This window comes from Salegentibacter salegens (assembly GCF_900142975.1).
In the GTDB taxonomy this organism is placed as follows: Bacteria; Bacteroidota; Bacteroidia; order Flavobacteriales; family Flavobacteriaceae; genus Salegentibacter; species Salegentibacter salegens.
This window is the reverse complement of the sequence record NZ_LT670848.1, coordinates 2,477,159-2,489,066: the sequence shown is the minus strand read 5'-3', so window position 1 is coordinate 2,489,066 and position 11,908 is coordinate 2,477,159. Positions and strand designations below refer to the sequence as shown.

The following is an 11,908-nucleotide window of genomic DNA, read 5'->3' as shown; positions in this document are numbered from 1 at the left end:
TTATGAAAAAAATTGGTTTGGTCATTTTCGGGATTCTTGCCCTTGGGGTAATTATTATTTTGGTTGCAGTAGAGATAATTGAACTGGCTTTAGGTGCCATTTTATTAGTTATTGCCGCACTTATTCTTTGGGGATTATTCAAGTGGGCTAAAAATAAGATTGAAGATTAGTGAAGAAAGACATTGATATACCAAAGGTTGAAAAAGTTTATGTAGCGGCTGTAAAAGTCTATAACGAGGCTTTTAAAGTAGATGAGTGGAATGCATATCTTATAAACGATAGGGATGAAGCTATTGAAATGGCTTTAATTGTGAGTAAGGGATTTGATAAAAACAAAGAAACTTCTACTATTCGCCATAAACTGGAACATTTACCGGCCAAATCTTTCGCTAAAATCGAATTTATCCAGGAGGAAGTGCTTGCCCTGAATAATCAATTTCAGGTGACTTTCTTTTCTGAAGGTAAAATGTACGAGAAGAAATATGTTTTCAGACAAAACAGCGTAAACGAAAAAGCTTTGCGCGAAATTTCAATTATCCCAAATAAAGGAATTTTAGCCGAATAATTATGTCAGTTTTTCTGCTAGTTTTTTGATCACTTTTTTAGGATTTTTTCCTTCGTAAAGAATTCCGTAGACAGCGTTTATAATAGGCGTTTTTGCACCTTTATCTTTGTTTATTTTATATGCACTTTCGGTAGCATAATAGCCTTCTGCAATCATACTCATTTCCATTTGTGCACTTTTTACGGTGTAGCCTTTTCCAATCATATTTCCGAACATACGGTTTCGGCTAAATACAGAGTATCCTGTTACTAAAAGGTCTCCCAGGTAAGCAGAATCGTTTATGTTACGCTTCATACTATGTACTTTCTTAATAAAGCGTTTCATTTCTTTAATGGCATTGCTCATTAACACACTCTGGAAGTTGTCTCCATAACCCAATCCGTGGGCAATTCCGGCAGCAATGGCGTAAATATTCTTCAGCATTGCGGCATATTCGGTACCGGTAACATCATCGCTTATTTTGCATTTAATGTATTCACTATCCAGGTTTTTAGCTACAATTTTTGCTTTTTCCTCGTCAGTACAAGCAATAGTGAGATAAGAAAGTCTTTCCAGGGCTACTTCTTCGGCGTGACAAGGACCTGTAATTACTCCAATATTATCGGCGGGAACGTGATGAAATTCTTCAAAATGTTCGCCTACTATAAGGCTGCTCTCTGGCACAATTCCTTTAATGGCAGAGAATATAATCTTATCTTCCAGGGAAACCGTTAAAGCGTCTAATTCGCGCTTTAAAAACGCCGATGGGATAGCGAAAATAATATAATCGGCAGCTGCAATTGTTTTATTAATATCACTGCTTAGTTCTAATTGATCGTTATCAAATTCAACAGAGCTAAGGTAATTAGGGTTATGCTCTTGTCTTTTAATATGCTCAATAGCGTAGGTGCTACGCATATACCAATAAATGGTATCTACATTTTCACTTAGCATTTTTACTATTGCAGTAGCCCAGCTACCGCCGCCAATTACGGCAAACTTTGGAGACTTATCCATAGGTTGGTTTTCTGTAATTCAAAAATAAGCAATTTTCTAAGTATATCTAAAAAGACTGTGTTTATAAACCAGAATCTTAATGAATAAACAAAGAAATGAAGACAAAACTTTAACATCTATAAAATTAACCATTTTACAATTCCAGGTAATTTTTTGCGTTCTCCTATAGACGACGAAGTCTTCTTTTAAATGAAGACAGATTTTCTTAGTTTTTTTGGTTGGTTATTTAGTTGAAAACCGCAAACTCACAATTTCTATTGTAGTTTGCGGTTTTCGTTTTAATTGAGATCAGCTTTTCTTCGAGCAGTAAATACATCTGGGCAAGCCCCGGAAGATTTATATCTCAATTAGTGAGTGAAAATCTAACAAAAATTTAGGACTAAGAGTAAGGAGAATACAATTTTCGTTTTGTACTTTTCTTTTCACTAACTTAGTAATCAGCGACATGGGAATATTTTCATTTATAAAAGATGCCGGGGAAAAAATCTTCGGAAAAGAAAAGGAGCAGGAAGAAGAGAACATAGAAATTTCTGAAGCGAAGAAAGAAATAATACGAAAAGAGAATGCAAAAGCAGCAGAAAAGCTCTTAAATACAATAAAAGAGCTGGATTTAAAGGTGGAAAACCCGGTAATTGATATTGAAGATAATACGGCTATAGTTTATGGCCTGGCAGATTCACAGGCTGTGCGTGAAAAAATAGTACTTGTAATTGGTAATTCTCACGGAATTGCGAAGGTAGACGATAGATTGGCCGTGAAGGTTGAAGAGCCAGAATCTGGTTTTCATACGGTAGAAAGAGGGGAAAATTTAAGCAAAATAGCCAAAGAACATTATGGCGATGCCAATAAATACACCATGATTTTTGAAGCCAATAAACCAATGCTTAAAGATCCCGATAAAATATTTCCGGGGCAGGTTTTACGAATTCCGCGCCTGGATAAGAAATAAAGATTAAAGACTGTTTAAAGTTTTTGAGGTTGTTACATTGAGGGCAGACGACGTCCTATAGCTTGTAGTTCCACCATGAAAAAAGTAGGTTCAATCAGCTAACCAGAACAGCTAACATAAGATTTTTTAAACAGTCTTTTGTTTTATTCAGGCTATTTAAAAAAATTCATCAGTTGAATGTAATCCCAAACCGCATCGGGCAACATGGGTTTTATAAATTTTCCTTCTTTTACCGCTTTTCTAATAAAAGTTGAAGAAATTTCTACCACCGGAGCCATTATCCGGGTAATTTTTGGATGATCTTTAAATTCATTCTCCACCTTTCCGCCAGAAATTCTAGGGTAAACGTAAATTTGATGATTTTCTAAAATCACCTCGTAATTCTTCCACTTATGGAAAGTTTTCAGGTTGTCTTCTCCCATGATTGGGCAAAACTCGTTGGTAGGATATTTCTCCTGAAGATGCGCCAGGGTAGTACTGGTGTAATTGGGTTGAGGTAAACTAAATTCTACATTAGAAGCCGTTAAATGCTCATAAGCTTCACAGGCTTTATAAACCATTTCCAGGCGATGATGGTTTTTCAAAAGCGTGCTTTTAATTTTATGCGGATTATGCGGCGTCACCACCAACCAAACTTCATCTAAATCTGAAAATTCAGCCATGTGGTTGGCAATAATAAGATGCCCGATATGAATTGGATTGAAAGTCCCAAAAAACAAACCGACTTTCCTATTCATTTTTAGCCGAATTTTTTACGCCTACATAAGAAGCCACAAGGTCGTAAGCTTCCTGAAGCGCGGTATCTAAATGATGATTTTCAATAATAAAATCGAATTGCGGAGCCGTTGCCAGTTCAATAGAGGCTTTTGCCACACGCATATTAATTTTATCATCACTCTCAGTCTTACGCTTTTTCAACCTGATTTTTAACTCTTCAATACTAGGTGGCTTTACAAAGACAGCCAGGGTTTTTTCTGGATAGATGTTTTTTATATCCAGCCCGCCTACCACATCAATATCAAAAATCACGTTTTTTCCGTGAGACCAGATGCGTTCTACTTCACTTTTTAAAGTTCCGTAGAAATTATCGCGGTAAACTTCTTCCCATTCCAGGAATTCGTCGTTTTTTATCTTCTTTTTAAAGTCTTCTAAAGAAAGAAAGTAATAATGCTGGCCGTCTTTTTCCTCGCCTCTTGGTTCACGAGAAGTGGCAGAGATAGAAAACTCAAGATCTAATTCTTTGTGCTTTAATAAATGTTGGACTATCGTGGTTTTTCCCGATCCTGAAGGTGCCGAGAATACGATAAGTTTACCATCGCTCATTTAGAGTACGTTTAAAAGTTGTTCTTTAATTTTTTCAAGCTCATCCTTCATTTGCACCACGAGCTGTTGCATAGGGGCAAAGTTAGATTTACTGCCAATTGTATTGATCTCCCGACCCATTTCCTGGGAAATAAAACCAAGCTTTCTCCCGTTGGAATCCTGGGAATTTATGCTTTCGTTAAAATAAGAAAGATGATTTTCCAGTCTTACTTTTTCTTCGGTAATGTCAAATTTTTCAATATAGTAAACCAATTCCTGTTCAAAACGGTTTTCGTCTACATTCTCTTTAAGATCGGCCACTCCTTTTCTTAGGCGTTCCTTTACTGCATCAACCCTTTCCGGATCAATTCTTAATACTTCCTTTAGCAAAGCAGCAATATTATTCACCCTAAGTTTCAGGTCTTTTTCCAAAGCTTCACCTTCGTCTGTTCTAAACTGGTTAATCTCTTCCAGGGCTTCAATCACCGCGGCTTCTATTGCTTTAAACTCAGATTCGTCTATTTCTTCTCGTTCTGTAGTTACCGCATCTGGCATTCTTACTGCCATTTTAAGCAATTCGGTATCGTTACCTTCAACAATACTTTTTAATTGTTGCATATAATTTTTTACTACGCCTCTGTTTACAGAGGCCGTAGTTTCTTCACCGGTTACTTCCACAAAAAGGGAAAAATCCACTTTTCCGCGGGTAAGCGATTTAGAAATTGTATTTCTTAGTTGAAGTTCTTTTTCGCGGTATTGCGAAGGAATCCTGGCGTTTACATCAAGGTTTTTGCTGTTTAGCGACTTGATCTCAACGGTTACTTTTTTGGATGGAAGTTGCGTTATGCTTTTTCCAAAACCTGTCATTGACTGAATCATGCGTGATTTTTAAGCTTGCGCAAAGATAATCAATTCTGTAGCAGGGCAAAGCCGGCCAAAGGCTATTTTCCAGATTTTGAATTTGTTGATTCCCTTTGGGTTATAAATTCCAATGCTCGCTGTTCGTGGTAATAAGGTTTTTTACGCTGAAAAAACCCCACGTGGCCACCGTGTTTAGGAATTTCAAGATGAAGAAATTTAGAATTTTTTGCAACCTCTACCGGATAGGAATTTGATGAAAGAAAAGTATCATTTTTTGCATTAAGCAGAAGCGTGGGGATATTAATTTCGGGTAAAAAGCCTATACAACTACACTTTTTATAATAATCTGAAGCATCTTTAAAGCCGTGGGCTCTGCTGGTGTAAAGTTCGTCTATGGCGAGCAGCGAGTTACATTGGGTGATCTCCTCTTTGCTTATTTTTGAAGGAAAATGAGTTTGTCTAAACTGTAATTCCTTTTTCAGGTTTTTTATAAATCGTTTTGAATAGATAAAATTATGGGTTTTGTTGAGTTCTTCCAGGGAAGCTCCCAGGTCGCAAGGGGTAGACACCGCCACTGCCGATTTAATTTCTGAAGGAATATTGTTTTGTTCTCCTAAGTATTTTAGCATTAAATTACCACCCAAACTAAAACCTACCAAAGCGATTTTTTTATACTTCTGTTCCTGCTGAAGATGGTTTATCACCGCTTCTAAATCTTCGGTAGCTCCAGCGTGGTAACTGCGGTAGAGTCGATTTATTTCACCACTGCAACTTCTAAAATTCATGGAAGCTATATCCCAGCCGTTTTCCTGAAAATGCTTTGCCATCCCCAGCATATAAGGTCTATTGGCATTTCCGGCAAGCCCGTGCAACAAAATGATTATTTTATCATTTTTAGCCGAATAAAAGCTACGTTCCAAATCCAGGAAATCACCATCGCTTAATTCTATGCGATCTTTTGCACTAAAACTAAACTTTACTTTTCGTAAAGTAGCAGCAAAAATACTGGATACATGGGCGTTTTTAAAAATTCCCGTTGCTATATATTTGGTTTTAGTTATAGGCATATTAGGCAAAGTTAAGGATGTAAAATTTTAAAATAATTATGCGTGCATAATATTTATGCTTAATTTTATTAAAAAAATAGATAGAATGTATACCAAAGAATTTGAAATACGCTGGAGTGATATAGATGCAAACAGGCACTTGGCCAATACGGCTTATGTAAATTTTATGAGTCATACCCGAATGGCATTTTTAATGGAAAACGGTTTTGGCCAGGAGGATTTAGCAAAGAATAATATTGGCCCGGTGGTTTTTTACGAGCACGTTTATTATTTTAAAGAAGTTTTTGCTGGCAAGCCAATAAAGGTGACATTGCAATTAAAGGGGCTGGCTGAAGATGGTATGTACTTTGAATTTTTGCATAATTTTTATGATGAAAAAGGCCGAAATTTTGCCAGTTGTGAAATGATGGGTGCCTGGATAGATTTAAAGGAAAGAAAACTCACCAAATTGCCTAAAGCCCTGCGTGATAATTTAGATAGTTTAGACCATACCGATGATTTTAAAATCTTAACCAAAGAAGATACCAGGCGATTTGGAAAAAGACCCCAACATTTGGATCCTGAAAAGTTAGGATTTTAAACACTTCTTCACCAGAATTGCTTAAATTCCCACATCGAAAAACATCAATTTTATATAAAACCACAAAAAGAACAAACCCGGGAAATCCTTAGATTTTCCGGGCTTGCTTTTTTGATATTTCTGGGATTTATAGTTATTGCACTAATGCTGGAATGGTATTTTCTGCCTTTACTTTTAGCACCACTAATCCTATCTGTTCTAGCTCCGTTTATAGATACGCCACAAGGAAAAAAGCAGGGGAAATTAATCTATTATTCCCCGCTTTTTATTACTGAAAAAGAGAAAAATGGGAAGATCATAATCCACGGTGGAACTTTGTTTGATTATTATTACGTGATTGATAAAAACTGGAAGGCTAAACAACGAATAAGATATATTTTAAGACAATATATTTTAGGCCTTATAAAACTCACAGAATCTTATAATGAAAAAGAAGCTGCAGAGATCACACTTGAAGGCACAAGTTATATCTTAAACGATAGAACTGCTGAAAAACTGGGTTTCAGGAGAAAAAGAACCGATTTACTTCAGCAAATTATAATCACTTATAATTATTTACAAATACTTCTGGCAAATTCTATTGCAAAAGGAAAAGGCTAAGTTCTAATTAGCATATTGAATAGTTGTTGTTTGTACTCGTACCATGCGCTATTTGAAGCAAAGGCAATGGCTGTAACTGTTGCCATTTTACTGGTTGAGTTCTTGATTTTTTCAAGTACCAAGAACCAATTCAAGTAATTCTGTAAGTATTTTGTAGCTACCCCATTGAAAGAATCCATGAACTTTCTCAATCTCATATCCATATTGTTTACATTCTGGACATGGTACACCTTATCTACGGTTCGCTGTCCCTTTGAGGTGTTGAACTTTTTATGGGCAATTGTGTTGGCTTTTGCAAAAGCACCATAACTTCTATGGCTGTCGCTGCAGAGTACGTCAGCTTTATCAAGTTTCCCTTTAAGTATTCTATTCAGATCCTCTTTACTGATACGACCTCTTGTGGCCACTTTAAAGTCTTTGTTTCCAGATCTATCACAAGTTGCCACTACAGCTACTTTTTCATCACTTATGCCTGCTTTGCTTGCTTTTTCTCCTCGCATTTTCGGTTTTCTACCTAAATGACGTCCTCCTTTTTCTGAGTAGGCAAAGAACAGGTCATCGCTTTCGACTATGCCCTGAAACTCTTCTACCGAAACACTGGAAAATGACGTGAGCAATTTATGTCTCCAATCAAAGGACGTTTGAATTGATATCTCCGTCTCTTCTGCACTTTTCCTGATACTGTAGCCCGACAACAAACAGTATAAATACCGATTTAACTTCTCTTTCTTTTTTATATTATACCAAAACTTACCTGTGGTCTCACTGAAATTCTTCTTACAGCCATTGCAAACATAGCGTTGAACGCCTTTGAGCTTGCCATTGGCACGAACACGCTTTTCTGAGCAATGAGGACAGGTAACTGCTTTTGCCTCGTTGCTGTCCTTTACTTCACTTTCTTGCAAAGACAATGATAGCAACGAAGCCACTATCTCTTGTTGAACAGTCGCTGGACTATTAACGAAAAAATCCCTGAAATCTGAAGGTATCATATCTATATAGTTTTACACAAATATAAGACATATTCATCTTAGAACAAAGCTAAGGAAAATTGAGTTTTCCGGCTGTGGGAATGGTGAATACTTATACCGCTTCACTTTCGGCAATTAAAAAGAATAAGAATTATCTACAAAAACTCGCTGAAAAACTGGAAGATTAATTAAGCCCTTATTTCAGTTTTCTTTTTAGTTACCATATACACTCCTACAAATACCAGGATTGCCGCTACTACTTTTACCATATTCAGTTCATCTGCGCCGGTTAAAATTGCATAGGTAATTGCAATAAGTGGTTGCATATAAATAAAAACGCTTATGGTAGAAGCTGAAAGTTGTTTTAGCGCATAAATATTCAGCAAATAAGTAGAAAAGGTAGTTCCCGCCACTACAAAGGCCATTTTCCAAATAGCATCAAAAGGTAAACTCGTCCAGTTTACTTCGGTAAATTCGCCAATAGTAATAGGGAAATTGATAATTACAGCGATAAAAAATAACCACTTCATTAAGGTAAGCGCGTGATACTTTTTGGTTAGTGGTTTTACCAGGATAAGGTAGAGGCCGTAGCTAAAGGCGTTTACTATAAAAAGCACATTTCCCATAGGAATATTGGGTGCGTTGCCGGTGCTAGCGGCGCTAAAAAGCACCAAAACAAGGGCACCCGCCAGGCCTACAATAATTCCGAGGGTTTTAAGCAAAGTAATTCTTTCCCGAATGAGAATAGAAGCTAGAATTAGCACCATAACCGGCGAAAGCGTGACAATTACCGAACTATTTATTGGGGTAGAGAGACTTAAGCCTTTAAAGAAGAACAGCATATTAATGACCATTCCAAAAATGGCACAACCTAAAATCCGGGGCCAATCTGAAGTAGCGATCTTTTCTTTAGGACCTAACCAGCTAATTCCCCAGAATAGAACGGCCGCACCAAAAACGCGTAAAAAAATAAACCCGAAAGGTTCAATATAAGTGGGCATAACCCCTTTGGCGATGGTATGGTTAAGTCCGTAGATCGCACTTGCACCAATGGCCGCTAAAATGGCCAGAATACGTTTGTTATCCATGTACCGCTGCTTTGGCCGCCGCGACGGTTTTCTTAGAATTTCCTATAAAAATTTCTTCGTTATTAATAATTACCGGTCTTTTAAGGAACGTATAGTGATCTAGGATCAGTGCTTTATAATCGTTTTCAGAAAGCTCTTTTTTATTAAGATCTCTTTCGCGATAAAGACGCGCCCTTCGGCTAAATAAAGCTTCATAACTTCCGGCGAGTGCTTTCATTTCTTTCAGTTGATCTGCAGTAATTTCTTCTTCTTTTATATCCTGAAGTTTAAAGGAGTCTGGTAATTCCAATTCTTTTAAAATCTTTTGGCAGGTGTTGCAGGTAGAGAGATGATATACTTTTTTCATAACTATTTTTAATTAGTAGTTAAGCCATTCGTTTACTTTATTCTTCGGAATAGATAATTTTAATTCCCCTTCGGCATAACTGGCGGCTTCATAACGATTATAAACCAAAATCACCCGGTTTTTAGTAACGGCAATGTTTTCCGGAAGCGCAAATTTATCCTTTTCAAAGAAAAATCCTTTGGAATTTATATTTTCTCCTTCCAGAATTTCATATTTCTTTCTGAATTCTTTTTCAGCAAAATCCGTAAATGCATTCAAGTCTGAAAATAAATCGTTTTTGTATAGTAATTCCCCTGAAGTGATATCATAATTAGCATAGCGCGTGGCACCATAACCGTGGGCGCCCCCGGTAAACAGGTAGAAATTGGTTTCCAGGACTAATAATTTTTTCGTCTGGCTTAAAACCGATTGGGAAATTTCAACTTCGTATTCAGCTTGAGATTCAGGGAAATCTTTTTTAAAATTCTGAAAATCCTGGATAAATTCATTAACCGCTGCCTTTACATTTTCAGCTTCAGAAGCTACTTCAGTATTATTAAAGATTTTAATAAGTCTTTTCTCATTGTAGCCATTCATTTCTTTCGCAGCCTCCCGGTCTTCCCTGAATTTTAAATAATTCACCCTAATTTTAGGACATTTTTCGGTTTTACAGGCTTCAAAATCTTTAGGCAGAAAACTCTCTTCGTAAAAACTCAACGCTTCAGTGTCACCCTTAACTTGTTTTACGCCGGCATCAGATTTTTCATCACGACATGAAGTGAATATTAAGAAAATAACCAGGAGGGAGAAGATTTTTTGAGACATATAAAAGGCTGTTAAATACGCGAATAAAGATAAACCTATTTTGCGTAAAGACAATGAGCACGCTACATTTGCTATAAATGCAATAATTATGAAATTTAATACTAAAACCATCCACGGCGGACAGGAAAATATAGATCCTGCATACGGTTCTGTAATGCCGCCTATCTACCAAACTACAACATATTCACAAAGTACGCCGGGTGGCCATAAAGGTTTTGAATATTCCCGAAGCGGAAATCCAACTCGTTCTGCTTTGGAAAAATCTTTAGCCAGTATTGAAAATGGAAAATTCGGACTTGCTTTTGGTTCCGGACTTGCCGCAATAGACGCAGTGATGAAGCTTTTTAAACCCGGAGAAGAAATAATTTCTACTAACGATCTCTATGGAGGTTCTTATAGATTGTTTACTTCCATTTTTGAAAATATGGGGATTAAGTTTCATTTTATTGGAATGAATGAAGTTGGTAATATTGAAAAATACATCAACCAAAACACCAAATTGCTTTGGATTGAAACACCAACCAATCCAATGATGAATATTATTGATATTGAAGCAGTTTCTAAAATTGCAAAATCACATAATTTACTACTGGCGGTAGATAATACTTTTGCTACACCTTATTTACAACAACCTCTTGATTTGGGAGCCGATATTGTGATGCATAGCGCTACAAAATACCTGGGAGGCCATAGTGATGTAGTATTAGGTGGATTAGTGGTAAAAGATGAAAAATTAGCTAAAAAACTATATTTTATTCAGAAAGCCAGCGGTGCTATTTGTGGGCCGCAGGATAGCTTTTTGGTATTACGCGGAATTAAAACCCTGCACCTTAGAATTCAGCGACATTGTGAAAATGGGGAAGCAGTTGCAAAATTCCTAAGATCACATCCAAAAGTAGGAAAGGTTTACTGGCCTGGATTTGAAGATCACCCAAACCACGATATCGCAAAAAAACAAATGAAAGATTTCGGCGGAATGATCTCTTTTACCACAAAGGAAGACACTTTAAAAAGTGCGACAAATCTTGTTGAAAAACTTAAAGTTTTTACTCTGGCCGAATCGCTTGGCGGCGTAGAATCCCTGGCCGGGCATCCAGCCAGTATGACGCACGCCTCTATCCCAAAAGAAGAAAGAGCTAAAACCGGGGTTGTAGATTCCTTAATTAGATTAAGTGTTGGAATTGAAGATGAAGAAGACCTGATAAACGACCTGAAGCAAGCTTTAGGATAGCTTAGTTTTTCTTAGATAAACTCAAGAGTCGTAAAATTGTTAGCATCGTCATTGCGATCCCGGTTTTTAGCGGGAGAAGCAATCTGCCGATTTGTAGTAATGGATATAGAGATTGCTTCACTCCGTTCGTAATGACGCTTTTAATTTTAAGAAAACTATTTTAGTCGTTCCTATCAGGCAAATATTCCAAAAAAGAAACCGTCATTCTGAGACCCGTGATAAAAAAATTATCATAGCGTAGGAAATTGACGTTCGGCGAGCTTAGCGAGTTTTAAAATCCGTGTGTGAGTGTAGCAAATCAGCAGCGTGAATAATTTTTGAAGCCCTGTAAAAAATTTAGCTGCTGATTTGCGATTTTTTGGCCTTGTAGCCAAAAAATCACCTCCACATAGGACGCCCTTTTTTGTTTCGTTTTAATTGTATCCGACGAACGCAGTGAGAGGAATACACGCAAAAAATGAAAAAAGAACCTTCCAAATTAGGCAAGTTTCGATTTAAATTATAGTAGATAATAAGCCTAGATACTAGTATTTTAAAAATACGTCAAT

The 11,908-nt window shown here is 36.8% G+C and carries 15 protein-coding genes; 6 read left to right on the top strand and 9 right to left on the bottom strand.

Features of this window, described 5'->3' with window-relative positions; genetic code table 11:
• Window positions 1-2 precede the first annotated feature (2 nt).
• Window positions 3-170 carry a hypothetical protein gene (locus tag B5488_RS17885; RefSeq protein WP_154045352.1) on the top strand — a complete coding sequence of 56 codons (168 nt, stop codon included), beginning with the start codon at window positions 3-5 and terminating at the stop codon, window positions 168-170.
• The gene (locus B5488_RS11135; RefSeq protein ID WP_079735328.1) at window positions 170-565 is read left to right on the top strand and encodes a hypothetical protein; all 396 of its coding nucleotides are present in this window, start codon (window positions 170-172) and stop codon (window positions 563-565) included. The genes B5488_RS17885 and B5488_RS11135 overlap by 1 nt, the downstream gene beginning before the upstream one ends.
• On the opposite strand, the gene B5488_RS11130 is transcribed toward B5488_RS11135, so the two are convergent.
• Window positions 566-1,561 carry an NAD(P)H-dependent glycerol-3-phosphate dehydrogenase gene (locus B5488_RS11130; RefSeq protein WP_079735327.1) on the bottom strand — a complete coding sequence of 332 codons (996 nt, stop codon included), beginning with the start codon at window positions 1,559-1,561 and terminating at the stop codon, window positions 566-568.
• A 445-nt stretch (window positions 1,562-2,006) separates the two neighbouring features.
• Between B5488_RS11130 and lysM the strand changes: the two genes are divergently transcribed.
• Window positions 2,007-2,510 (top strand): peptidoglycan-binding protein LysM, encoded by a 504-nt coding sequence (lysM, locus tag B5488_RS11125; RefSeq protein ID WP_079735326.1) that lies wholly within the window; start codon window positions 2,007-2,009, stop codon window positions 2,508-2,510.
• A gap of 152 nt (window positions 2,511-2,662) precedes the next feature.
• On the opposite strand, the gene nadD is transcribed toward lysM, so the two are convergent.
• The 4 genes from nadD to B5488_RS11105 form a co-directional block, all read right to left on the bottom strand.
• The gene (gene nadD / locus B5488_RS11120) at window positions 2,663-3,247 is read right to left on the bottom strand and encodes a nicotinate (nicotinamide) nucleotide adenylyltransferase (RefSeq protein WP_079735325.1); all 585 of its coding nucleotides are present in this window, start codon (window positions 3,245-3,247) and stop codon (window positions 2,663-2,665) included.
• A complete protein-coding gene (gene gmk / locus B5488_RS11115) occupies window positions 3,240-3,833 on the bottom strand; it encodes a guanylate kinase (RefSeq protein ID WP_079735324.1) in 594 nt (197 codons plus the stop codon). The genes nadD and gmk overlap by 8 nt, the downstream gene beginning before the upstream one ends.
• On the bottom strand, window positions 3,834-4,691 hold the full coding sequence (locus B5488_RS11110) for a YicC/YloC family endoribonuclease (RefSeq protein WP_079735323.1): 858 nt from the start codon (window positions 4,689-4,691) through the stop codon (window positions 3,834-3,836).
• 62 nt (window positions 4,692-4,753) lie between these two features.
• Window positions 4,754-5,740 (bottom strand): YheT family hydrolase, encoded by a 987-nt coding sequence (locus B5488_RS11105; protein WP_079735322.1) that lies wholly within the window; start codon window positions 5,738-5,740, stop codon window positions 4,754-4,756.
• Window positions 5,741-5,795: 55 nt separating this feature from the next.
• On the opposite strand from B5488_RS11105, the gene B5488_RS11100 reads away from it, so the two are divergent.
• The gene (locus B5488_RS11100; RefSeq protein WP_079735321.1) at window positions 5,796-6,320 is read left to right on the top strand and encodes an acyl-CoA thioesterase; all 525 of its coding nucleotides are present in this window, start codon (window positions 5,796-5,798) and stop codon (window positions 6,318-6,320) included.
• Between the two features lie 144 nt (window positions 6,321-6,464).
• Window positions 6,465-6,920, top strand: a complete 456-nt coding sequence (locus B5488_RS11095; RefSeq protein WP_106197162.1) for a hypothetical protein — start codon at window positions 6,465-6,467, stop codon at window positions 6,918-6,920.
• Here B5488_RS11095 and B5488_RS11090 read toward each other — a convergent pair.
• The 4 genes from B5488_RS11090 to B5488_RS11075 all read right to left on the bottom strand — a co-directional run bounded on the left by B5488_RS11090 (window position 6,917) and on the right by B5488_RS11075 (window position 10,129).
• Entirely contained in the window at window positions 6,917-7,912 is a 996-nt protein-coding gene (locus tag B5488_RS11090; RefSeq protein ID WP_079733415.1) for an IS1595 family transposase, read from the bottom strand. The two genes, B5488_RS11095 and B5488_RS11090, sit on opposite strands and share 4 nt — an antisense overlap.
• A gap of 167 nt (window positions 7,913-8,079) precedes the next feature.
• Window positions 8,080-8,979, bottom strand: a complete 900-nt coding sequence (locus B5488_RS11085) for a DMT family transporter (RefSeq protein ID WP_079735319.1) — start codon at window positions 8,977-8,979, stop codon at window positions 8,080-8,082.
• A complete protein-coding gene (locus B5488_RS11080; protein ID WP_079735318.1) occupies window positions 8,972-9,325 on the bottom strand; it encodes an arsenate reductase family protein in 354 nt (117 codons plus the stop codon). Before B5488_RS11080 ends, B5488_RS11085 begins: the two co-directional genes overlap by 8 nt.
• A gap of 12 nt (window positions 9,326-9,337) precedes the next feature.
• Window positions 9,338-10,129 (bottom strand): DUF3298 and DUF4163 domain-containing protein, encoded by a 792-nt coding sequence (locus B5488_RS11075; protein WP_170065328.1) that lies wholly within the window; start codon window positions 10,127-10,129, stop codon window positions 9,338-9,340.
• A gap of 88 nt (window positions 10,130-10,217) precedes the next feature.
• On the opposite strand from B5488_RS11075, the gene B5488_RS11070 reads away from it, so the two are divergent.
• On the top strand, window positions 10,218-11,360 hold the full coding sequence (locus tag B5488_RS11070) for a trans-sulfuration enzyme family protein (RefSeq protein ID WP_079735316.1): 1,143 nt from the start codon (window positions 10,218-10,220) through the stop codon (window positions 11,358-11,360).
• Window positions 11,361-11,908 lie beyond the last annotated feature (548 nt).

Coding starts and splice junctions, on each gene's coding strand:
- B5488_RS11075 (WP_170065328.1), bottom strand. CDS start 10,129: ATGTCTCAAAAAATCTTCTCCCTCCTGGTTATTTTCTTAATATTCACT.
- B5488_RS11090 (WP_079733415.1), bottom strand. CDS start 7,912: ATGATACCTTCAGATTTCAGGGATTTTTTCGTTAATAGTCCAGCGACT.
- B5488_RS11085 (WP_079735319.1), bottom strand. CDS start 8,979: ATGGATAACAAACGTATTCTGGCCATTTTAGCGGCCATTGGTGCAAGT.
- nadD (WP_079735325.1), bottom strand. CDS start 3,247: ATGAATAGGAAAGTCGGTTTGTTTTTTGGGACTTTCAATCCAATTCAT.
- B5488_RS11110 (WP_079735323.1), bottom strand. CDS start 4,691: ATGATTCAGTCAATGACAGGTTTTGGAAAAAGCATAACGCAACTTCCA.
- B5488_RS11070 (WP_079735316.1), top strand. CDS start 10,218: ATGAAATTTAATACTAAAACCATCCACGGCGGACAGGAAAATATAGAT.
- B5488_RS11130 (WP_079735327.1), bottom strand. CDS start 1,561: ATGGATAAGTCTCCAAAGTTTGCCGTAATTGGCGGCGGTAGCTGGGCT.
- B5488_RS17885 (WP_154045352.1), top strand. CDS start 3: ATGAAAAAAATTGGTTTGGTCATTTTCGGGATTCTTGCCCTTGGGGTA.
- lysM (WP_079735326.1), top strand. CDS start 2,007: ATGGGAATATTTTCATTTATAAAAGATGCCGGGGAAAAAATCTTCGGA.
- B5488_RS11080 (WP_079735318.1), bottom strand. CDS start 9,325: ATGAAAAAAGTATATCATCTCTCTACCTGCAACACCTGCCAAAAGATT.
- B5488_RS11105 (WP_079735322.1), bottom strand. CDS start 5,740: ATGCCTATAACTAAAACCAAATATATAGCAACGGGAATTTTTAAAAAC.
- B5488_RS11095 (WP_106197162.1), top strand. CDS start 6,465: ATGCTGGAATGGTATTTTCTGCCTTTACTTTTAGCACCACTAATCCTA.
- gmk (WP_079735324.1), bottom strand. CDS start 3,833: ATGAGCGATGGTAAACTTATCGTATTCTCGGCACCTTCAGGATCGGGA.
- B5488_RS11100 (WP_079735321.1), top strand. CDS start 5,796: ATGCTTAATTTTATTAAAAAAATAGATAGAATGTATACCAAAGAATTT.